The following is a 22,141-nucleotide window of genomic DNA, read 5'->3' on the forward strand; positions in this document are numbered from 1 at the left end:
TAATATATATCCACTTGTAAAATCAGTAGGTTGGGGTATGTCTTATATAGTAGCTATTCTGAAAGCATAGACTTAAAATATTGTAGTTAACCAACTAGTAATAATGAGAATAAAATATGAATAATAAACTTCCATTGGAATTAAAGAACTTAGTAAATAAAGTCGTAGGACTTCTCGGGGGAGTTATTGAAGAAGAGGCCGGTAGCTCAGTCTATAAGAAAGTTGAGAAAATACGAAAAGAAATGATTCTTTATAGAACTAGCTCAGCTTCAAAAAAAGATGAAATTCTTGAAACTCTTTACTTGAGATTAGATAAAGAGAATAAGAACGATAAACATCAAATAGCCCATTCTTATACTTTAATGCTAGAGCTTATAAACGCATGTGAAGCTGCATATAGAACTTATTCTTTAAAAAAGAAAGGATCTATTACCTGTGTTGAAAGACAACAGAATACAATGGTGTATGTTCTTACTGCTCACCCTACTGAGGCGAGAACTCCTGAAAATATTGAACTATTTAGTAGAATTCAAAATGTACTCATTAGAATTTTAAATAATACTGAAGAGGAAGCCTACTTACAGTCTATCATAAAGCATAATTTAAAATTAGCTTGGTTAATTCCTATTACAAGACATGAAAGTCCTGAAGTTTTAGATGAGGCGAAACATTTATTTTCTATCATTATGAGAGCGGATATTTTTGATACGATCTTGAGGGCGGATAGAGACCTTGGAAATGTTCGCATTCGAACTTGGGTTGGGGGAGATAAAGATGGGCATCCTGGTGTAGACGAGAAAGTTATGCTGGATTGCTTAAATGCTTCTAGATTTTATTTTGTAAACTTTTTAACAAAGATTTTATCTGAATTAAAAAAAGATATCGACCTTATTGGAAATGAAGAGTTAAAGAGAAATCTTGCCATACTTGAGTTTAGCATAAGTAATATTACAAGTATTAGTAGTAATGACGGAGAGAGATTAAATGGACTTAAAGGATCGCTCAAAAAGCTCATTGAGAGTTACGTTACTTTAGTCGGAATGCAAAGTCCTAGACTCTTTAAAATTGAATCAATCTTGAAACTATTTCCAGGTTTAGTTATTCCTATTGAACTTAGAGAAGATAGTGAGATTATTGAGCAAGCTCTTAGTTCAGATACTCCTATAGCAATCGAAAGGATGCTAAGAAAACTAGCATTTATTTCTAAAGGAACGAATATTAGAAATTATGCTCAAGGTATGATTATTAGTATGTGTTGTTCATTTAAAGATGTTCAAAATGCTATAAAATTAGTTAAGAAGTCAGTCGGTAATATCTCTCTACCTATAATTCCATTATTTGAAACAGCTCAAGCACTAGAAGACTCACCAGAAATCGTAAATCAAATGATTGCAAATAAGCAGTACTTATCTTGTGTTAAGAATAAGTGGAATAATCGTCTCGAAGTCATGCTTGGATATTCCGACTCATCTAAAGGTATGGGGGTTTTACCTAGTAGAGTCGCAATAGCCAAAACTCTAAGAAACTTAGATATGATCATTACTAAAGCATCGATTACTCCTGTTTTCTTTCATGGGTCTGGTGGATCAATCGATAGAGGTGGTGGAAGTATAAAGGATCAAACTGCGTGGTGGCCGAAGTCCGCCCTGAATATATATAAAGCGACTATTCAAGGAGAGATGGTTGAAAGAAATTTCAATTCTTCTGAAGTTACACTCTCAGGAATAAATAAGATTTTAGAAAATTTCCAGAGAGCTAAAACGAAGAAAGGTGCTATTAAAATAGATAAAGCAGTGGAGGAGTTTAGTAGTTGCATAAAAGATCACTATGTTGAAAAGATAGAAGATGAAAAGTTTTTTAGTATGATTGAAAAAGCAACACCTTATTCTTATTTAAAGGTTTTAAGACTTGGCTCAAGACCTAGTAAAAGATCTAAATCTACAACTTTTGACTTTAGTTCAATTAGAGCAATACCGTGGATTTTATGTTGGACTCAGACGAGACTACTCTTTCCTACTTGGTGGGGAGTTGGCCATGCTTGGACAAGTTGTAAAGTTAATAAAACGCAATCGGCTGCACTTAAAAAGTCTTACAAAGAAAGCTATATTTTCTCCTCCTATGTAAGGAGTTTAGGGTTTACGCTTAGTAAGGTCGATTTAAGTGTTTTTAAACTCTACCTTAAAAAGAGTACTTTAGCTGAATCGGAGCAGGATCGAATTTATAATGAAATTAGAAAAGAGTTTTTAAGGTCTGTCGATTTTGTAAAAGAAATCACGGGACAGAAGAATATTCTTTGGCATAAGCCTTGGTTGGCAGAGTCGATTCAGCTTAGGTCTTCTATGATTCATCCTCTAAATATATTACAAATTCAAGGTAATAAAAATGGAGATTTAGATCTAGTAAGAAAGACTGTTGCTGGAATATCTTCAGGAATGATGACAACAGGATAAAAATAATAGTTAAATAAAACTTTCATTTATATTTTTTTCTACTATATAATTAGGCATGAATCTGTTCTATAAATAGTGAGGATGTATGACAGTTCTATTGATGGGCTTTCGCTCGGGGGCTGCAAGAGCTCTTGAGAAAATGAAAGTACCTTATATTATTTGGTCTGAAAAAGAGTTGTTAAACTCAAGAACTGCGAAAAAGATTATTATAGATAAATTTCCAGTTGAAAAAAATGATCTTCAAATTTATCTATCTGACTTATCTGATGTAACACATGTCATTTCATCTACAGAAGCTGGAGTCATTCCAGGAAGCAAGATTCGAAAGTGGCTTGATCTTCATAGAAATAAAGATAGTGTCATTACGAGATGTACAGATAAGTTAGAAATGAAAAAATTCTTATCTCAAAAAAATATACCGATGACTAAATTTCTACCTTCTAGAGCTATGAAGGCCGAGGATATTGTTGGTGAGTTAGGTTTACCAGTTGTCAATAAAGTTAGATTAAGTTCTGGCGGGCGAGGGGTTCAGTTCTTATCTACTTTGGAAGAGGTAGAGTCTTCAATGAGTAGAGATTCATACTTCGAAAAACCTTTGGACGGCACAGAAGGAAGTATTGAGTCTTTCGTTATAAATGGAGAGATTGTTTTTACCAATATTACACAATATTTTAAAAATGGTGAGTGTAATATAGTTCCCGGACAATACACTCAGCAAATTAATGAGAAAATTGAAGAATTAAACAGTAATGTTCTTAGTGCTTTAAGAATAAAGTGGGGAATGACACATCTAGAGTATTACTTACTTGATAATGGAGAAATTCTATTTGGAGAAGTCGCTTTAAGGCCCCCTGGTGGCTATATTATGGAGGCCCTTAAGGAATCATACGGTATTAACTTTTGGGAGCTTTTTATTAATGTAGAGATTAATATGCAAAAGACAGAGCTGAAATTCAAAAAAAGCAATTCAAGTACTATCATTATTCATCCTGGAGAGGGGACTGTTTCTTCTATTACAGGAATTGATAAAATAAAGAAGTTAGAAAGTTTTAAGAAGTTAAAGCTTAAGATTAATATAGGTGACAAAATTGATCAACGAGATGGTGTTGGAGAAGACTATGGGCATGCTATTATGACTAATACGAATTCGAAAAATCTACTAAGAGATATTAAATCTTTCTATTCTCTACTTGAGATAACCTTGTAGTCTATTAACCAACTTAACTACTTATCAAGTTCGATAGTATTTTACTGATTTATCTCATTTATTTCTAAAGTTATCTATTCTCATATACCGAAATGTTTATATGAAGAAGAGTTTATTAACAATAAATAAACAAGTTATAGAGATCGTAAAAAATATCAAAATACTAGAGAAGGTCAGCTGGCCCGAAGAGATCGAAAAAGATTTTTTTTACAATAGATCTAGAGGCTTAAAACATCAAATTAGTTTTAAGTATCCTAAATTTGACTTACGTGAGCAGAAGCAAGAATTAGTAAAGCTTTACAGTTTATTGTCTGCTGAAGATCCACTATCACAATTTACTCGTTCTACTATTGAGAGCTATACTAAGTCTATAGATATGATTCACGCAGTCGGGACAAAGAGCTTTGAAGACCTAAGTATTGAAGTCTATGGCAGGCCTTCACATATGTTATTTGGTAGTAAATATTCTCATCTTGAGACGGCTAAAATTTTCATTTCTTCTCTAGAGGATTATGAGCATCCCTATATGAAAGACATTCAAGAACTTACTTCTGCCAAGGTATTGCAGAAAAAGTTACAAAAGGATTCTAATAAATTCTTCGGTCATTATGCTCCAGCTGTAACCCTTAGTGATACTCTTGTTTCTAAAGCTTCCGCTGGCAGAACTTCAGTAAGATTAAGAAAGGGTGAAATGTTTACTGGCTATGATTATGGTCAATTACTTGTTCATGAAATTATGACTCACTCTCTGACCGCAATTAATGGCTCTCTCCAGAAAAGGCTTCCATTGTTATCAATGGGTGCTCCAAGAACAACCAAGACGCAAGAGGGGTTAGCGACTTTTAGTGAGATTATCACTGGTTCATTAGATTTAAGTCGCTTGAAAAGAATTTGTCTAAGAGTTATCGCTCTTGATATGGCCTTAGATGGAGCTGATTTTTACGACTTATTTAATTACTTTCTTTCGCATAATGGAGGCAATGAAAAAGATTGTTACTTATCCGCTTCTCGAATTTTAAGAGGAGGATATGCAAAAGGTGGAGTTTCATTTACTAAAGATGGAGTCTACTTGGAAGGACTTATTCGAGTGCATAGTTTCTTTAAATGGGCCTTTAAGACAGGTAACTTAGATCTTGTTCATTTACTATTTTGTGGAAGATTAGATATAAATGATATTTTTCTTTTAAAACCTGCTCTAGAGGCAGGAGATATTACTGCTCCAAAATTTCTACCTACTTGGTATACAAATATTGACCTCTTTGCAGGGAAGCTTGCGTTTTCACTCATTTTAAATGGTATTGATCTGGACTTAGTTGAGAAGCATTTTTCTACTAAAATTCTTAAATTTGCAGCTTAGGTCTTCATGAATTAGCAAAAATGGAAAAGATTTTTTGACTTGCTTATGAGATAGTTTTTGAATGAGTATCTATATTGATAAAATTTGCTTAGCTTTAAAGCTAATTGAGAAGAAACTTCCTGAGAATTTTGACTGGAATGAAATTTCAAAAGAATGTGGCATTAGCTATTTCCATTTTCATAGAATATTTTCAGCTTATTTAAATGAAACACCCGGAGATTATATTTCAAGAAGAAGGCTTGAGAAATCAATCTCACTTATAGCATATGGCAGTAATGTCAGTCTTTCACAAGTTGCATTTAGTTGTGGTTATTCTTCTCAAGCAAACTTTTCAAAGGCCTTTAAGAAGTATTTTGGAGTTACTCCTGGACAAGTCCTCAAAGGTGAGGAATTAAAAAGCAAAATAGGAAAATTACAAAGCAAATATGGAAAAGAATTTAAAATACAAAACCTCTATCCTAAAGAAGAGATCAATAGTGATCTATATATCAAAGAGGTGAAAATGAAGTACGAAATTAAAGAATTCCCTAAGAGAAGAGTTATATTTCTCTCATCACAAAGAGGATATGAAACTCAGTCCATTTATAATACTTGGAAAGAAATTTCTAAAATATTAACTGATTCAGGTCGAGATATTAACTCTCTAGAAAAATTTGGTGTGGGTCATGATAATCCAGAAGTTACTGCCCAAGAGAAGTGTCGATATGATGCTTGTGTTGAGATATCTGAATCAGAAAATATCCCGAGAGGTCTTAATGAAAATTTCTTTCCTCAAGGCAAGTATGCTTGCTTTCACTTTAAAGGGAGTAGTGAAAAACTGCTTCAGTTTTATTTGGATATATATAAAAATTGGTTCAGCTCAAACGGATATGAGCCAGGTAACTTTCCACTAATTGAGAGATATATCTATGTTGATGAAGAAAACCCTCGCGCTGATATTGAGCTAGAGACCCAATTCTTCTTAAAGTAGTGAGCTCTTTTAATGGTGTGCTGAGCAATTTTTGGTGCACCTTTATTTATCTTTTATGATCCAGGAAAATTACTTTCTTTGTTTCCTCTGATAGGAGATTATAATTAGAGGAATCGAAATGATTATAAATAAAAAAACTCTTTTAATTTTAATTTCTGGGCTTTCTTGTACTGGGAAGACTTCAATTGCTAAGCAACTGTCTGTACATTTTAAACTTCCACTTTTTGGAAGAGACTGTATAAAGGAATCTCTATTTGATAGTTTAGGATGTAGGGATAGAGAGTGGTCAAAAAAACTTGGTACAGCTAGCTATGAGCTTCTGTACAAAATTATAGAGTCTCAATTAGGTGCTACAAACTCGTGCATTGTAGAAAGTAATTTTAATTCAAAATTTGATACTCCCATTTTTTTAAATCTTCAAAAGAAGTATAAATTTTCAACAATTATTATCCACTGTGAAGCAGAAGGTGAAACCTTATTTAATAGATTTAAAGCGCGCTCTGAATCTGGACAAAGACATCAGGGGCACTGTGATCATTTAAACTATGATGAATTTAGGGACGTATTATTAAATGGTAGGCTTGATATTTTGGATATTGATGCCGAGGTAATCAAACTAGATACAACTGATTTTAGCGAGTTAAATTTAGATGAAGTTTACGAAAAAATAAATAAGGAAATAACTAAGTAATGATGGTGGCCCGGGCGAGACTTGAACTCGCACAGTATTGCTACCGGCGGATTTTGAATCGTCGTATCTACTACTTCACCAACGCTCTCTGTTTCCGGTAAGAATATTTAGATATTTATTTCCCCCCCTCACGTTAGATCTTTTGTAGGCTGGATCATTATAATGAGAATATCCATAAATAAATGACTGAATGTCGTGGTATTTATGTTCATTGTTTTTGAACATAAATTTACATTTTTAAAAGTCTACAAAGTTTCGACTAGTTTGCTCGTATGTTTGAAAGCTTGTCGTGTAGACGAGAACTCTTCCATTTGGGTTTTGGAAGGGGACACTGGACTTTAGTACATATTTTCTTGTGCACTGGCAGTTTCTATTTAATTCTATAAAAGTCTTTTCAACACCTTTTTCACTTTCAAGATAGCTTTTACTTGTGCATGCTCCAAAGTTTTGTTTAATAGAGATTGATAGATCAAGTAAATAGCAAAAGGATTCTTCAATTGGTGAGTTCACACTTTCGTTTAACTCTTCAGCAAGATTTGAGTCACCGATAATTTTTCTGCTACCTTTTATTCCACAGAGCCCAGTCCAGCTTGAACGAAAGAGCTTATAAGCCCCTTTCATTTCAACAGTTACGAGTTTTCCTTTCATGCTAAATTTAAACTTCTTTACTTTCGCTTCCAGAGTGAGGCCTAGGGCCTGTTTTCTTCCCTCAGCTATTGGGTTTTCGGATACTCCAATTAGATCTGTAAACCAGTTTGCCTGAGATGATATAGAGCATGACAAAAGTAGTAAAATTAGTAGTTTACGCATTACTGTTAACCTGTTTTCTCTTATCATATCTTTTTTTACAATCAAGCTCAGTAAGTTGGAAAGACTTACAAGGGGTGTCGTATTTCTTTACATAGAAAATATTGAGTTCACTTCACAAAGAATAAGGAAAGATAAGTTTTGGTTTGAATCTCGCATTCTTTTAAATTTAGGGGATAAGGCTGAAAAGGGTTAAATATGCTGTTGTTTCTAGGAAAAAGTGGTGGCCCGGGCGAGACTTGAACTCGCACGCTTTTAACGGCGGCGGATTTTGAATCCGCTGTGTCTACCATTCCACCACCGGGCCACATTGAGATAAAATATTAAAACCTCTCAGAAAGTTAGTCAATGTGTATATATAGTGCCCTGCGGTGCTAGAGGTTGTTTTGTCAGTAAATATCAAGACAAGTTGAATTTATAAATCTTTAAATTTGGTATTAGCTTTAATAGAATAAGTCTAAATAGTTAAAGGAAGATTTATGTTATTTTTACGAAAGAATGTGATGGCATTTACAGGTTTGTTCTTATGTATTTTTCTTGTCGTTCACTTAGCAGGGAATTTGATTTTACTCTTGCCCGCTGGCTTATCAAAAAACCTTTATAATATATATTCTCATACATTGGGAGAAAATATATTGATAAAGGTAGTTTCAATTATTTTATACCTTTCAATAATTTTACATACTGTTTATGCTTTTTTAATAACGATGAAAAACAAAAACTCTCTTGGAGAAGTTGATTATTTTGTTAATCATAAACAGGACAATAGTTCTTGGACTTCTCAGAATATGGGGCTTCTGGGAATGGTAATACTTGTTTTTATCGTTGTTCATATGGTCAACTTTTGGATGAGGGTGAAGTTAGGATTTGGCGAGGTCATACCACTTGATCAGAACGGATATAAAGATGTGTACCTTGTTGTTTCAGAATTATTTAGAAATCCTCTTTATGTGATCTTCTATAGTGTATTGATGATTCCGCTGGGCCTACATTTGAAGCATGGATTCTCTAGTGCGTTTAAAACACTTGGTGTTTATAAAAAATCATATATTCAAAGAATAAATATTATTTCGTTAATATTTTCTATCGTTACTTTTATAGGTTTTTCAGTAATTCCTATCGTTGTTTATTTAAGAGGGTTGTCATGAAACTTGATGCAAAAATACCTAAGGGTGAATTGGAAAAGAAATGGTCTAATTATCAAGCGAACTGCAATCTTGTAAATACCGCCAATAAAAAGAAGTTCGATATAATCGTCGTCGGCTCTGGTCTTGCTGGTGCTGGCGCTGCTGCTACTCTTGCAGAATTAGGCTACAAAGTTAAATGCTTCTGTTATCAAGATTCTCCTCGAAGAGCTCATTCAGTTGCTGCTCAAGGGGGAATTAATGCGGCAAAGAATTATCAACATGATGGTGATAGTGTTTGGCGAATGTTCTATGATACTTTGAAGGGTGGTGACTTTAGATCACGAGAAGCGAATGTTTATAGACTAGCCGAACTCTCTGCGCCTCTCATTGATCACTTTACTGCTCAAGGTGTTCCTTTTGCTAGAGAATATGGTGGTGTTTTATCTAATAGAAGTTTTGGTGGAGTTCAAGTACAAAGGACTTTTTATGCCAGAGGGCAAACTGGACAACAATTACTTGTTGCTGCCTATTCTCAGCTTTCTAAAATGGTGGCCAGTGGTGGTGTAACTATGTTTACACGTGAAGAAATGTTGGATCTCGTAACCATTGACGGTAAGGCAAGAGGTATTGTCACCCGAGACCTTGAAACTGGTGAAATTAAAAAGCATAGTGCTCACGCAGTTGTTTTGGCAACAGGCGGTTACTCTAGGGTTTTCAGATTATCTACTTTAGCAATTGGTTGCAATGGATCTGCAATATGGTCTGCTCATAAAAAGGGTGCTCTCTTTGCTGGCCCAAGTTTTACACAAATTCATCCAACAGCTCTACCGCAAACGAGTGAGAGTCAGTCAAAGCTTACTTTAATGTCAGAGTCACTTAGAAATGATGGCAGAATATGGGTTCCACTTAAGGCCAATGATTCTAGAAAGGCCGAAGATATACCTGAAGAAGAACGAGACTATTACTTAGAAAGAAGATATCCAAGCTTTGGGAATTTATGTCCGCGAGATATTGCTTCAAGAGCAGCGAAAGAAAGAATAGATAATGGGCACGGTGTAGGTGCTTTAAAGAATGCTGTTTACTTAGATTTTAAGCATGCTATAGCTAGACTTGGTGAAGATACTGTTAAGGATCGATATGGAAATCTTTTTAATATGTATGAAAAAATAACCGGTATTAATGCATACAAAGAACCAATGCTTATCTCTCCAGCCGCTCACTTCTCTATGGGAGGTCTTTGGGTCGATTACGAATTAATGACTACTGTTAATGGATTATATGCTATTGGAGAATGTAATTACTCTGATCATGGGGCGAATAGGCTTGGTGCAAACTCATTATTACAAGCAAGTATTGATGGATATTTCATACTTCCTAATACTATAAATAACTATCTTTCAACTGAATTAAATAAAGAAATTCCTGGAGTTGATCATAGTGAATTTTCTAAATCAGAGAAACTCGTTAAAGAAAAGATTGAACGATTGATGAATATTAACGGTCGTAAAACCGTTGATGAGTTTCACCGTGAACTTGGTGCGGTTATGTGGCAAGAGTGCGCAATGAGTAGAAATAAGTTAGGTCTTGAAAATGCGATAGAGAAGATTAAAGAAATTAAATCCTCTTTTTGGAATGAGGTGATAGTTACTGGAAGTGATAAGGAGCTAAACCCTGAACTGGAAAAAGCTCTTCGTTTGTCAGATTTCATAGAATTAGCTGAGCTAATGTGTTTGGATGCCCTTGAAAGAGATGAGTCTTGTGGTGCTCACTTTAGAGAGGAATTTCAAACAAAAGAGGGGGAGGCGTTAAGAGATGATGAAAAATATTCTTATGTTTCTGCCTGGGAATATAATGAAGGCGACTATAAAGTTCATAAAGAAAAACTAGAGTTTGAATATATTAAACCTACTGTAAGGTCATATAAATGAAAGTATTTTTTAAAATTTGGAGACAACTTAATTCTGATACGAAAGGTCAGTTCCACGACTATGAAGTTGATAATATAAGCTCTGAAATGTCTTTTTTGGAAGCATTAGATACCCTTAATGAATCATTAGTAAAAAAGGGTGAATCTGTGATTGCTTTCGATCATGATTGTAGAGAAGGGATTTGCGGACAGTGTGGAGTTTTTATAAATGGTAGAGCACATGGTCCTAATGATAATACTACAACATGCCAGCTACATATGAGAAGTTTTTCACAAGGGGATACTATTGTTGTTGAACCTTGGCGAGCAAAAGCATTTAGAGTCGTGAAAGATCTTGTAGTTGATAGAAGTTCTTTTGATCGTATCATTCAAAGTGGCGGTTTTATGAGTACTAAAACTGGAACTGCTCCTGAAGCAAACTCGATACTTATTGGTAAAGATGTTGCAGATTATTCGATGGACGCTGCTGCATGTATTGGATGTGGTGCATGTGTAGCAACTTGTAAAAACTCTTCCGCAGCGCTTTTTACATCAGCAAAGATTACTCACTTAAATTCTCTTCCTCAAGGAAGTCCTGAACAAAATGCTAGAGTGTTGGGCATGACAAATCAAATGGAGCTAGAAGATTTTGGGCACTGTTCTTTTACAGGGGCATGTGAAATAGAGTGTCCCGAGCAGATTTCTATTTCTAATATTGCTAGAATGAATCATGACCTACTAAAGGCAAACTTGTTAAAATGAAAAAAAAAGCAGGCCATTAGGCCTGCTGAGATTTAATAAAGACCTAGTATTTTCCACCAAGCTCCACCAATTATCATCCATATTAGTATATTGACAATGGACATGATGAAACCAACTTTCCACCAATCGCCAAGCTCTACAAAACCTGATCCAAATAATACCGGAGCGGGACCCATTCCATAATGAGTTAAGCAACCAAATAGGTTTGAGAAAAAACCTAAGGAAATTGCCATTAAAAACGGAGGAACACCAACAGCAATACCAACGGCCATAAATACAGCGGCCATAGCTGTCACATGGGCCGTTGCAGATGCAAACATGTAGTGAGAATAGAAATAGATTCCAAGAAGTATCGGGTAAGCAACCATCCAAGACAGGCCAGTAACTTCTGCAGAAACAAACTGACTAAACCATGGAACAAAGCCTAGTTTATTTAAGAAATCGGCCATCATCACTAGTACACCAAACCAAATCAGCGTATCCCAAGCACCTTTTTCAGATTTAATATCTTCCCATTTTAGTACTCCTGTAATTAAGAGAGCGGAAAGACCACCAAAAGCTGTTACTGTGGCATTTATACCTAGTGTTGTTCCTAATACCCAAAAGATAATAAGAAAGCAGAAGACGCCAATCATTATCCATTCTTGTTTAGAAATAGGTCCCATTTCAGTAAGTTTTTCCTGTGCAATTTTTTTGGCATTAGGAGTTTCTTTGATTTCTGGGGTGTAGAGTTTATAAATAATGAGAGGAACAACAAGTAATGAAACAAGGCCTGGAACTAGTCCTGCTAGGGCCCAATTTCCCCATGTAATGGTTACTCCATTATCACCAGCAAATTTCTGAATAAGTGGGTTTGCAGCCATTGAAGTAAGAAACATGGCAGAAGTTATAACATCAACTTGAAAACAACTCAGGGTTAAAAATTCTCCAATTTTCTTTCTAGAAGGCTCATTAGGTTTAGAGTCATAACTTAAAGATAAAGACTTCATAATAGGAAAAATAATTCCCCCCGCTCTCGCTGTGTTTGACGGAGTCGCAGGAGCGAGAACTAGGTCTGTAAGTGCCAGTCCATAAGACAAACCTAGCGTTTTCTTACCAAGTGTATAAACAAAGAAGTAAGCAATTCTATTACCAAGGCCTGTTTTGATAAATCCTCGTGCTATAAAGAAAGCAATGACAATTAACCAGATCGTTCCATTTGAAAAGCCCGAAAGTGCCTCTCCTTTAATATTAAGTGTGTTTGTAAAAAGAGCTATCGCTAAAGATGCCATACACATTGAACCCATAGGCATAGCTTTAAGAATAATACCAAGAATGGTACTCGCAAATATTGCAAAGAGATGCCAAGCTCTAGGGTCGAGTTCTTTAGGAACAGGCATGAACCATATTATAGAACCAACGACGATCGTACCGATGAGTTTCGGTAAATTAACTTCTGATTTAGTCATATATAATCCTTTGTAGTTTTATTTATTTTAAGGTTCATAATATGACTTGGCCATAATTGGTGGACGTATTTGTTTAAATAAAGAGACTTTTTAAATACTCAAGTCCTTCAAAATAGATAAAATATAGACAAACTCCAATAGAGGACTTTATTAAAGAGTTTCGATCTCCTATGAGAGATCTATTAGCGAGAAAGATTATAAGGCCTATTGATATTAAAGAAAGAATTTCAAAAATGCGATAGGCTTCATTGTTCGTTATAAATCCTTTGTCTGACAAGACCAAGAGGATTACTGGTGCCGGAATAACTATAAAAACGCCAAGAATTTGTCTTATCTGTCTTTTTGTACTTGAAAAATACTTTGAGTATATTTTTATAAGAAATATGGATAGACACGCGCCAACTACTGAAAAAATAGCATCTTTTTCAGCAATCAAGTTTTTGTCCATAAGAATCATTATAGAAGTTACTGAGTAATTCGCATAAAGAAAATATTCAGTAAAAGGAGTGAGTTTAAATTTTCTTGGAAGATCACTTATGCCCATCTACTACTTACCTTAGTTTTAGTAACTCTAGTGACTCTCTTGTAGTAAAACGAAAGAGATCGTCTTTTATATGTTTCTTTATTTCAGAATTATCGATTATGCATGAGTATTTTAAATATTCCAAAAGATAATCCGGAAAACTCCAAAGTTTTTTTACAGCGATGGCCATTGGAGAAAGCGCAAATATAGGAAGACTAATAGAAGGAATTCCAATTTGCTTTTTAGCTTCTCTAATACTAATGACTTCGTCAGGGGCAATATTATAAATTCCTGTTGGGACGTCATTGATACATTTAAATAGAATATTTGCCATATCAAATTCATGTATAAATTGAAACATAGGGTTAAAGTCTATGCCAACTGGAGCATATGGAGTTGTTAAGTATTGGCTCATTGAGTTCTTAATTTGTGGACCAATTATACTGCATGGTCTTAGAACGATTGTTTCTATTTGGTGTTGATTTTTCCACATCCAATTGGTTGCTAATTGATCCATTTCTGTTACATCTCTAAGCTCTGGATGCTTGATACTTGCTTTTAGAGGAGAGTCTTCTGATATAAATGTAGGATTATCTGAAAGTGCACCATACACATGATAGGTGCTAAGGATAACCACTTTTTTCACTTCAAACTTTAGACATAATTCTAAAATTCTATTTGTACCCATTATATTAAGGTCAAGTCTTTGTGCAAGATTTGTCTTGTTAGACTGAGCATGGCTCATACGTGCTAGGTGGAAAACAGTGTCAAAGTTATTGTCTCTGAATAGTCTTTCAAAGTCTCCGCGTGTATATTTAATTTTTTCGTATCTTATATTTGCTTTTTTAGGAAGATGACTTAAATCCCTAGTATCAACGCCAATAATTTCATACTGATCAAGTTCTTTTGCAGTAAGACCACTAAGAATTCGAGCAAGTCCTCCTACGGCACCTATTATAAGAATTTTCTTTTTATTTTTTAACATTGGCCCAAAATTCCCTTCTACTTTTTAGCCCTTCATTCACCATTGATTGAATTGTACTTTCTATTTCAAAGATATGTTGATTGATTTCCTTGTCAGGAGAATCAGCATTGAGTCCCTTTGGTAATTCATATGGTTTTCCTATATATATATCTATAGGAGAGGGAAGAGGTAGATAATTAGCACTAATAGGTAAGGCCGGAAGACCCAGCATACGAGCAATGCTCTTTGCTTGGTAAACATATGGAAAAGTTTCTTCAGCACCTATTACTGCAACAGGGAGAATAGCACAGTTTGAACTCAGAGCGATTCTAAAAAATCCTTTAGTAAAGCTTTGGACTTTATAATAGTCTGGAGTACTTTTAGAAACACCTCTAACTCCTTCAGGGAATACTAGAACTGATTGATTCTTTTCAAGGAGCTTTATACAATTTTGTCTGTCTCCTAAAACTGCTCCACCTTCTGCGGCCCAGGTTCCTACGAAAGGTAGTCCCGTGAAAAACCTTTCAACCATGGCCCTTAAAATTCTAGGCGGGTCAACGTCCATAGCAAATGCTGTTGAAATGAGCATTCCATCTATAGCAATCTGTCCTGAGTGATTTGAAGTTATTATATAAGGTTGGTCCTGTACATTTTCTTTGCCGAACACACGAACTTTAAAGTAGTCCTTGTAAAGAGGATAGATATACTCCATGCTCTTTCTAGCTTTGTGAAGATTTAAGCCCCATGGGTCTTCTGTCTTCCCATAAACTTTATATAGTTTAGAAAAAGCTTGATCAAATTTCTTTTGATCTTCTTTTGGAGAAATTATGTGTAGTTTAGATAATAAGTCTTTAAGCATATGAAACTATTATAGAGGCATATTGATTATATAGGCAGAGGTTATTGTTTACCGACTCAAGTCTCAATGGACAATTTTTATCAATTAATGGAAGTATAATCTTGTCTTCCCATTAATATTGATAAAAGTTATAATCTTCATGTAATTACTCATAGGAGCTAAGCATGCAAAAACAACCTCAATGGAAAGATAAAATTAACGATATCGTTCAAACATGTCAGGAAGAGCTTAAGAAGACGACCGAAATTGGGAAAAAAATGTTAAGTGCTTCGAAGACAAACTCTGTCTTAAATGAGTCTTATGAAGAGTTGGGTCACCTTGCTTTTAAAGCGGTTGAAAAAGGGGAGCTTAAATGGGAACACATGAGGGTTCAAGAGCTCGTAAATACAATCAAGAAATGTGAAGCTGATCTAGAGACTATAGAGAATGACGTTTCTGAAATTAAAAAGAATAGCTAGAGTATTATCATTCCATTAAATATTCTTAATAAATAAGTTATCGAACCAAGAATTATACTTGTGAGAAAAAGTAAAAGGGCCAAAGCTGCCCTTATGCGAATTGTGCCAAAATTAAAGTCAAATCTATCTAGAAATGTAGGTCGTGAAAAGAATAAAAGAGTGGCGTTTAATATAAGAATATAATATATAAACGCACCCAGATAAACATTTGCAATTTCACTACCCATCCATTGATTGTAGTAAACTTTCCTGTCTTAATAAATAGGATATAATTGCTTCTTCAACTTGAGATAGGCCATCCTTACTCTCTGCCGAAGTGAAGTACATTTGCTTTACCCACTTAAACTCTTTGGATAATACTGGTTTAAGCTTATTTAGTGCTGCTCTTTCTTTTTGTTTCTTCAGTTTGTCTATTTTATTAAAAAGAATAAAAGTTTCAAAACTAAACTCTTTTAAGAAAGAATGAAACTCTTGATCAGATTTTTGATTAGGGTGTCTTGCATCTTGAATATTAAGCATTAAAGTATGTAATGATATTTCACTAAAGAATGTGCCTATTAGCACTTCCCAGTTCTTAGACATTTCCTTGGAAACTTGAGCATGACCATATCCTGGTAAATCGTAAAAGTAGAACTCAGGTAGAGACTCGTCTAACTTTCCATCATTATTCAAACGAAAAGAAAAAATATTAATTTCTCTGGTACGACCAGGTGTTTTTGAGGTTTTGGCCATTTTTTTGCCAAAGAGAGAGTTTATTGTAGATGACTTACCAACATTAGATCTTCCTACAAAACTAAGTCCAATGGCCTTTGGATTTTCTTTTAGCCAAGCATCTAGTTGCTCTGGATTGCTCATTCCAAATCTAAATTTACATGTATCTTTTGCTATTTCGTAGGCCATTATTCTTTCCTTGTACCTGTGGTCAAATTTCTATACCACTAAAATTTCTATATCGTCGAAATCACTTTATATAGTATGGCACTGATAATGAAAATGTCTGGACTGAAAAAAATACACATAAATACCTAAATTAAGGAGAAAAAAGTGAGATTAAATCAAGATCTAGAAGATTCACAATTATTTTACTCTAAGTTGTTGATAAGGCCTTTATACGGGAAATCACAAAAGGTGACTTTAAATAGAACAAAATATGAAATTCACTCAAATTTCGATGGTGATACTAGTCTAAGTGGAACACAGTTTTTGCTACCTTCATTTAAAAATGAAAGCTTAGAATTTGAATTAGTACTCAACCAACAAGTACATGGACAGTTCTATATTTTAAATTCTTTAAATAAAATACCTTTTAAGCTTAATGGAAATCTTGTTTTCAGTGCAATAATCACTCAAGGAGACAAAGTGGACCTTGGACACAATCGTTTAGAATTCGACTATATTCGTTACAAAGAAAAGAAACATTTTAAGATGGCCGCCCAAATTGTGCGATCGAATTTACCAGTTCTTATCGAAGGGGAAACCGGTGTTGGTAAGAGTTATTTGGCGAAAGAAATTCACAGAAGAAGCGAGAGAGTGGGACCATTTGTACACTTGAATCTGTCTTCTTTTTCAGCAAATCTTTTAGAGTCTGAACTTTTTGGACATATTAAAGGCGCCTTTACAGGTGCAATCAACGAAAAGGTTGGTGCTATTGAGCAGGCATCAAGCGGAACTCTTTTTCTTGATGAGATCGATTCAGTTTCATTGGAGCTACAAACAAAACTATTACTATTTTTGGATAGCAATAGTTTTAGAAAGGTAGGTAGTAATGAAGATAAGTTTGTTGATATCAGAATCATATTTGCCTCCGGTCAAAATTTGAACTCGCTAGTAGAAATGCGAAGATTTAGAAAAGATATGTACTATAGAATAGCTTGTGGAGAAGTTATACGCCTGAGTCCTTTAAGAGAGGATGTTAATAAAATTAAAGAAGTCATTAAGGATTTTGAATTAGAAAAAGATTGTGTCGTTAGTATCAGACTTGAAAAATTTCTGTGCTCGTTTTCTTGGCCTGGAAATATTAGGCAACTACGTGGTCATTTAGAAAAAAAGAGAGTTCTTAGTAGTGGGAGACGTTTAGATTATGATTTTATAGATGAACAACTTTTAGGTGAAATTGTCACTGCTGAAGGAGGCACTTATAATTCTATGAATTATAAAGATGTTAAGGCGAGTTATTTTTCAAATATCGTTTCGAAGTGTCATGGTGATATTAAAATTGCCGCACAAACATTGGGGGTCTCTGTTAATACTGTAAAGAATGTATTGAAGACTGCGGCTTGAATTAACCTGCGAGTATTGATGTGATATGGACCTCGTCAATTTCGCCCTTTATATCAAGTTCTTTTATTAAGGAGTTGAGCTCAATTTGTATCTTCTCCTTAATGATCTTTTTCCCCTCTGCTTCTAGAGGAAACTCTGGAATTAAAGGTTGAATAGTTGAGTTCATTCTATCTTTTATTAAGTGCCTATTGCGATCAAAAAATGTTTTGATATATCTATTTGAGCTAACAAAAGTAAAGTCAATACTTAGAGATTTCAAATTAGCTGTTGTTCCAATATAAACTGGCATTGTCACATTAGTGATCATAAATCTTTTTTCTTCTAGTTTATAGTAACCTTTTCTTTTACTTACTGCTGTCGCGTTTTCAACCTCAGATGCTGGCTCTCTAGCACTAGCTGTCGCTTTTTCAGATATCTTTTTACTTTGTGTATAGATCGAAATGGAAGAGAGTGTTGCAATAGTAATTGCAAGGGTAGAGGAAATAATTGTTTTTGGACCAAGAGCTCCTACCCATGATTTAACCTTAGCAAAAACTGGTGTAATAAAGAGAAATAATCCAAAGATAAGTTTCTTATAATCTACTTTCTTGTAATCAACTTCTTTTGCTTTAGTAACAATTTCTAAGCTTTTACTTTGTATTTCATCTGCTTTTTTTAATGTTTTATTTTTAATGTCTAATGTGTTTGCGAGGGCCTGTTCACCTTTATTAGCTATAAAGTCTTTAGTATTTTTCTTTGTTTGTTCAATTTTACTTCTACTAGAGTCAATCTTCTTCTTTATATTTTCAGGAGTAGATTTTGAGATTCCACGACCAAGCATAGAAAGAATACTTTCTATGATTTTATTTAGAAATGTTTCGATTTTTATCCAAAACTTCAAAGCTGCCTCCAGCTTGCTTATCGACACAATTTTAGTAATTCTTAGGATTTATGTGATTTAGAGGCCAAGAAAATACTCTATTCTGGAAAAAATGTCCTGTTCCTATAAAAAAGTCTCAAATTTTCATTTTAGCTTTTGGATTCACCGATAGATATATTGTTACTCCAATAGTGGTGTAAGTTTAACAGGTATTAGTTATGAAGATGACAAGACTAGGAACTTTACTGGTATTACTTGTAATTACAAGTAGTTGTACTCAGTTACTCACGAATAGAAGTTTCATAGATGAAATGGAACACGAAACTGATTCATTTTGGGTGGCCGGAAGAGATTTTGAGCAAACTGCTGGAGATACAGGCCGAGCACATAGGACCAGAGAAGAAGTAATGAAGAGAACTCCACTTGATGGGGCAACTAAAGAAGAAGTTGAGCAGATGAGTTCTGTTCAAAAAGAGCTCTCTAGGAAAGTGAATGGACTATCAGACGAGCAATATACACAATATCAGTCAGTTATAGATTATTTGAACTCTGACTCTGAGAAAATTTACTATTTAAATCTCTCTGCCTATGAAAGAGAGAGCTATGTCCAAAGTAAGATGTTTAGTGTTTATAAGGAAAATATACGTAGACCTGCTAGCCATGAGTTTGGATATAAAACAGCAGTTGCTCCAACGGTACTAGTTGGTATGAAAAAAGAAGATGTTATGAGAAGTTGGGGGCGACCTGCACAAGTTGATGTTGCAGGGGATCCAAAATATGAAAATGAGCGTTGGTCTTTCTATGATAATGGCGAAGTTAAGCAAGTTTACTTTGAAAATGGAAAGGTGAGTGGTTGGGTTTTAGACTAGAAAAAAGATATAAATTACGCAAAGCATGAAAGAGGTCTAAGACCTCTTTTTTTTGTGCCAAAACTTGAAGTATTCCATCATTTTTCCTAGTATGAGGGGCTTATAATCGGACCAAAAGGTCTCATTTTTATGCGCCATAACTACACAATTAAAGTGAGGTAAGAATGAGTGATATACTCAATAACTACACATTAGAATTTGAAAAGCCCGTTCGCGATTTAGAGAATCAGATTAAAGAACTCCAGGAAGCTTCACTTCGACCTGAAATTGATATTAGTAAAGAGATTAATGCTCTTCAAAAAAAGGTATCAGTTTTGATTCAGGATATATATACGAACTTAAATCCTTGGGAGCGCGTTCAGCTTTCAAGACATCCAAATCGTCCTCACACAATTGATTATATAAATAATATGGTTGAAGACTTTAAAGAGGTTTGCGGTGATCGCCACTTTGCTAATGATCATGCAATGATAACTGGCTTTGGAAAAATTGATGGACACAAAGTTGCTATTATTGGAATTGAAAAAGGTAGTAAAACCAAAGAGAAGGTTAAGCATAACTTTGGAATGGCCAGACCGGAAGGTTATAGAAAAGCTCTTCGTATTATGCAAATGGCAGGAAGATTTGGTATTCCAATTGTAACTCTAGTTGATACTCCAGGTGCATACCCTGGGATTGGTGCCGAAGAAAGAGGTCAAGCATGCGCTATCGCTGAAAACTTGGCCGAGATGTTTGATATTAAGTCTCCGATTATCTCTTTAGTTATTGGTGAAGGTGGATCAGGTGGTGCATTAGGAATTGCTATTGCTGATAAGGTTATGATGATGGAGTACTCGATCTATTCTGTAATTTCTCCTGAGTCTTGTGCTTCGATTTTATGGGCCGATCCTAAGAAGGCAGAGGATGCTGCAAATGCACTTCAGCTTGGACCTAGTAAGGCCTTTGAATTAAAAGTTGTTGATTCGATTGTTAAGGAGCCTATCGGTGGAGCTCACAAAGATAAGAGCGCGACATACGAATTAGTTAAGAAGGCCATTTCCAAAGAAATTGTAGAGCTTTCAAAAGTTAAAACAGATAAGCTGCTTGAGCAGAGATTTGAAAAATTTAGAAGAATGGGAAATCAAACCATGACTTCTGTTCAGTAGGGAGATTTTAGTGACCATACAGTCGATGACAGGTTTTGGAAAAGGCGAAGCAAGTAATGATGATTGGACTATCACTTCTGAAATAAAGAGTGTTAATCATCGTTTCAAAGATATGCGTTTTAAAATGTCTTCTATGTTTACACCTATTGAGCTCGACCTTAGAAATAAAGTCGCAGATGTATTCAAAAGAGGAAGTTTTGAAATTTCTTTAAACTATAAAAAGTCTGAAGGTAAATCAAAATTTGATGATATTGATACTGAGAAAGTGAATGCTTTCATTGATATTTTTAAAGAGATCTCTAAAAATAAGGGAGTTGAACTTACAATCTCTCCAGGTGAATTCTTAAGACAAGACTTCTATAAAGACCTAGAAGACTCGTCGGAAGAAACTATTTCGTTAGCAAAAGAAGCCTTTTCTCTTGCTTTAGAGAGCCTCACGAAGTCACGCCAGTCTGAAGGCGAGAAAATGTTAAAGGTTATCAACTCACATAGGGCACAATACGAAATTCACTACAAGGAGATTGTTGCCTTAGCTGATCAATTTCAGTCTAACGTAGAAGAGAGACTTAGAAAGAAGTTTTCAGAGTTTTCTACAGAGCTGAGTGTTGATGAGCCTCGTTTTTTACAGGAAGTGGTCTATTACTTAGAAAAAGTCGATGTTCATGAAGAAATAAATAGAATTCAAGCACATCTTGAAAAGTTTGATTCAATATTGAGTAGCGGTGGAGAAATTGGTAGGCAGATAGATTTCTTAGTTCAAGAGCTTAATAGGGAAACAAATACCATAGGTTCAAAATCTTCATTAAAGGAAATCTCCGATAATGTCGTACAGATGAAAGTACAATTAGAAAAAATTAGAGAACAAGGCCTAAACTTAGAGTAATTATGAGTATTGGTAAAATAATCGTTATTGTCGCTCCTTCGGGGACTGGAAAATCAACTTTAATCAAAAAGATTAAGGACAGTGTTACGTCTTTAGTCGAGTCGGTTTCCTATACAACTCGACCAATACGTCCTGGTGAGGTTGATGGTGTTGCTTATAATTTTATAGATAAAGATACTTTTCTTAAAATGAAGGAAAATGGAGAATTCTTAGAGTGGGCAGAAGTTCATTCAAATTTTTATGGAACCTCTAAAAAGTTCGTTGAATCCGAATTAGAGCAAGGTAAGCACTTACTCTTTGATCTTGATGTTCAAGGAACTGATTCTTTTAAGGCCTACTTTAAGGATAAGGCCCAGGCCATTTTTATTGCTCCTCCTTCAATTGAAGTTTTAGAGTCAAGACTTCGAGGACGTGGTACGGAGAGTACAGGTATAATTAATCTAAGACTATCTAACGCTAAGAAGGAAGTCTTACGAAAAGACGATTATGATTATTGCGTAAAAAATGAAGACTTAGAGACTGCGTTTAACGAATTAAAGACTATCATAAATAATATAATAGAATCCTAGGAATGAT

Annotated in this window: 21 protein-coding genes and 1 tRNA gene; 14 read left to right on the top strand and 8 right to left on the bottom strand. The window is 34.7% G+C overall.

The window, feature by feature from the left end; genetic code table 11:
* Positions 1-116: 116 nt before the first annotated feature.
* The 5 genes from DPQ89_RS15495 to DPQ89_RS15515 all read left to right on the top strand — a co-directional run bounded on the left by DPQ89_RS15495 (position 117) and on the right by DPQ89_RS15515 (position 6,675).
* Positions 117-2,450: a phosphoenolpyruvate carboxylase gene (locus tag DPQ89_RS15495; RefSeq protein ID WP_127717944.1), complete on the top strand. Its 2,334-nt coding sequence runs from the start codon at positions 117-119 to the stop codon at positions 2,448-2,450.
* An 85-nt stretch (positions 2,451-2,535) separates the two neighbouring features.
* Positions 2,536-3,657, top strand: a complete 1,122-nt coding sequence (locus DPQ89_RS15500; protein WP_127717945.1) for an ATP-grasp domain-containing protein — start codon at positions 2,536-2,538, stop codon at positions 3,655-3,657.
* Positions 3,658-3,757: 100 nt separating this feature from the next.
* Positions 3,758-5,014, top strand: coding sequence for a tyrosine/phenylalanine carboxypeptidase domain-containing protein (locus tag DPQ89_RS15505; RefSeq protein ID WP_127717946.1), 1,257 nt, complete (start codon positions 3,758-3,760; stop codon positions 5,012-5,014).
* A 61-nt stretch (positions 5,015-5,075) separates the two neighbouring features.
* Complete coding sequence (locus DPQ89_RS15510) at positions 5,076-5,984, top strand: GyrI-like domain-containing protein (RefSeq protein WP_127717947.1); 909 nt, start codon at positions 5,076-5,078, stop codon at positions 5,982-5,984.
* A gap of 118 nt (positions 5,985-6,102) precedes the next feature.
* Positions 6,103-6,675 carry an AAA family ATPase gene (locus DPQ89_RS15515; RefSeq protein ID WP_127717948.1) on the top strand — a complete coding sequence of 191 codons (573 nt, stop codon included), beginning with the start codon at positions 6,103-6,105 and terminating at the stop codon, positions 6,673-6,675.
* A 237-nt stretch (positions 6,676-6,912) separates the two neighbouring features.
* Here DPQ89_RS15515 and DPQ89_RS15520 read toward each other — a convergent pair whose 3' ends face one another.
* Positions 6,913-7,485 (bottom strand): hypothetical protein, encoded by a 573-nt coding sequence (locus tag DPQ89_RS15520; RefSeq protein WP_127717949.1) that lies wholly within the window; start codon positions 7,483-7,485, stop codon positions 6,913-6,915.
* 218 nt (positions 7,486-7,703) lie between these two features.
* Positions 7,704-7,789, bottom strand: a tRNA-Leu gene (locus tag DPQ89_RS15525).
* 172 nt (positions 7,790-7,961) lie between these two features.
* On the opposite strand from DPQ89_RS15525, the gene DPQ89_RS15530 reads away from it, so the two are divergent.
* The 3 genes from DPQ89_RS15530 to DPQ89_RS15540 are packed head-to-tail and all read left to right on the top strand — an operon-like array spanning position 7,962 to position 11,277.
* Positions 7,962-8,630 carry a succinate dehydrogenase cytochrome b subunit gene (locus DPQ89_RS15530; protein WP_127717950.1) on the top strand — a complete coding sequence of 223 codons (669 nt, stop codon included), beginning with the start codon at positions 7,962-7,964 and terminating at the stop codon, positions 8,628-8,630.
* Complete coding sequence (locus DPQ89_RS15535) at positions 8,627-10,537, top strand: fumarate reductase/succinate dehydrogenase flavoprotein subunit (protein ID WP_127717951.1); 1,911 nt, start codon at positions 8,627-8,629, stop codon at positions 10,535-10,537. Before DPQ89_RS15530 ends, DPQ89_RS15535 begins: the two co-directional genes overlap by 4 nt.
* Positions 10,534-11,277, top strand: coding sequence for a succinate dehydrogenase/fumarate reductase iron-sulfur subunit (locus DPQ89_RS15540; protein WP_127717952.1), 744 nt, complete (start codon positions 10,534-10,536; stop codon positions 11,275-11,277). The genes DPQ89_RS15535 and DPQ89_RS15540 overlap by 4 nt, the downstream gene beginning before the upstream one ends.
* 32 nt (positions 11,278-11,309) lie before the next feature.
* On the opposite strand, the gene DPQ89_RS15545 is transcribed toward DPQ89_RS15540, so the two are convergent.
* The 4 genes from DPQ89_RS15545 to DPQ89_RS15560 form a co-directional block, all read right to left on the bottom strand.
* Positions 11,310-12,725: an anion permease gene (locus tag DPQ89_RS15545; RefSeq protein ID WP_127717953.1), complete on the bottom strand. Its 1,416-nt coding sequence runs from the start codon at positions 12,723-12,725 to the stop codon at positions 11,310-11,312.
* Between the two features lie 73 nt (positions 12,726-12,798).
* Positions 12,799-13,269, bottom strand: coding sequence for a hypothetical protein (locus DPQ89_RS15550; RefSeq protein WP_127717954.1), 471 nt, complete (start codon positions 13,267-13,269; stop codon positions 12,799-12,801).
* A 7-nt stretch (positions 13,270-13,276) separates the two neighbouring features.
* Positions 13,277-14,233, bottom strand: a complete 957-nt coding sequence (locus tag DPQ89_RS15555) for an NAD-dependent epimerase/dehydratase family protein (RefSeq protein WP_127717955.1) — start codon at positions 14,231-14,233, stop codon at positions 13,277-13,279.
* Positions 14,220-15,071 carry a lysophospholipid acyltransferase family protein gene (locus DPQ89_RS15560; RefSeq protein ID WP_127717956.1) on the bottom strand — a complete coding sequence of 284 codons (852 nt, stop codon included), beginning with the start codon at positions 15,069-15,071 and terminating at the stop codon, positions 14,220-14,222. The genes DPQ89_RS15555 and DPQ89_RS15560 overlap by 14 nt, the downstream gene beginning before the upstream one ends.
* A gap of 164 nt (positions 15,072-15,235) precedes the next feature.
* Here DPQ89_RS15560 and DPQ89_RS15565 point away from each other — a divergent pair, with 164 nt between their 5' ends.
* On the top strand, positions 15,236-15,529 hold the full coding sequence (locus DPQ89_RS15565) for a hypothetical protein (protein WP_127717957.1): 294 nt from the start codon (positions 15,236-15,238) through the stop codon (positions 15,527-15,529).
* 219 nt (positions 15,530-15,748) lie between these two features.
* On the opposite strand, the gene yihA is transcribed toward DPQ89_RS15565, so the two are convergent.
* Positions 15,749-16,429, bottom strand: a complete 681-nt coding sequence (gene yihA / locus DPQ89_RS15570) for a ribosome biogenesis GTP-binding protein YihA/YsxC (protein WP_206611186.1) — start codon at positions 16,427-16,429, stop codon at positions 15,749-15,751.
* A gap of 144 nt (positions 16,430-16,573) precedes the next feature.
* Between yihA and DPQ89_RS15575 the strand changes: the two genes are divergently transcribed.
* Positions 16,574-17,809 (top strand): sigma-54 dependent transcriptional regulator, encoded by a 1,236-nt coding sequence (locus DPQ89_RS15575; protein WP_127717958.1) that lies wholly within the window; start codon positions 16,574-16,576, stop codon positions 17,807-17,809.
* Between the two features lies 1 nt (position 17,810).
* Here DPQ89_RS15575 and DPQ89_RS15580 read toward each other — a convergent pair whose 3' ends face one another.
* Positions 17,811-18,689, bottom strand: coding sequence for a hypothetical protein (locus DPQ89_RS15580; protein WP_127717959.1), 879 nt, complete (start codon positions 18,687-18,689; stop codon positions 17,811-17,813).
* Positions 18,690-18,886: 197 nt separating this feature from the next.
* Between DPQ89_RS15580 and DPQ89_RS15585 the strand changes: the two genes are divergently transcribed.
* The 4 genes from DPQ89_RS15585 (at position 18,887) to gmk (ending at position 22,134) form a co-directional block, all read left to right on the top strand.
* A complete protein-coding gene (locus DPQ89_RS15585; RefSeq protein WP_127717960.1) occupies positions 18,887-19,537 on the top strand; it encodes a hypothetical protein in 651 nt (216 codons plus the stop codon).
* 164 nt (positions 19,538-19,701) lie between these two features.
* On the top strand, positions 19,702-20,682 hold the full coding sequence (locus tag DPQ89_RS15590) for an acetyl-CoA carboxylase carboxyltransferase subunit alpha (RefSeq protein ID WP_127717961.1): 981 nt from the start codon (positions 19,702-19,704) through the stop codon (positions 20,680-20,682).
* A 10-nt stretch (positions 20,683-20,692) separates the two neighbouring features.
* Positions 20,693-21,565: a YicC/YloC family endoribonuclease gene (locus DPQ89_RS15595; RefSeq protein ID WP_127717962.1), complete on the top strand. Its 873-nt coding sequence runs from the start codon at positions 20,693-20,695 to the stop codon at positions 21,563-21,565.
* 2 nt (positions 21,566-21,567) lie between these two features.
* The gene (gene gmk, locus DPQ89_RS15600) at positions 21,568-22,134 is read left to right on the top strand and encodes a guanylate kinase (RefSeq protein ID WP_127717963.1); all 567 of its coding nucleotides are present in this window, start codon (positions 21,568-21,570) and stop codon (positions 22,132-22,134) included.
* Positions 22,135-22,141 lie beyond the last annotated feature (7 nt).

Source organism: Halobacteriovorax sp. HLS, from assembly GCF_004006665.1.
Taxonomy (GTDB): domain Bacteria; phylum Bdellovibrionota; class Bacteriovoracia; order Bacteriovoracales; family Bacteriovoracaceae; genus Halobacteriovorax.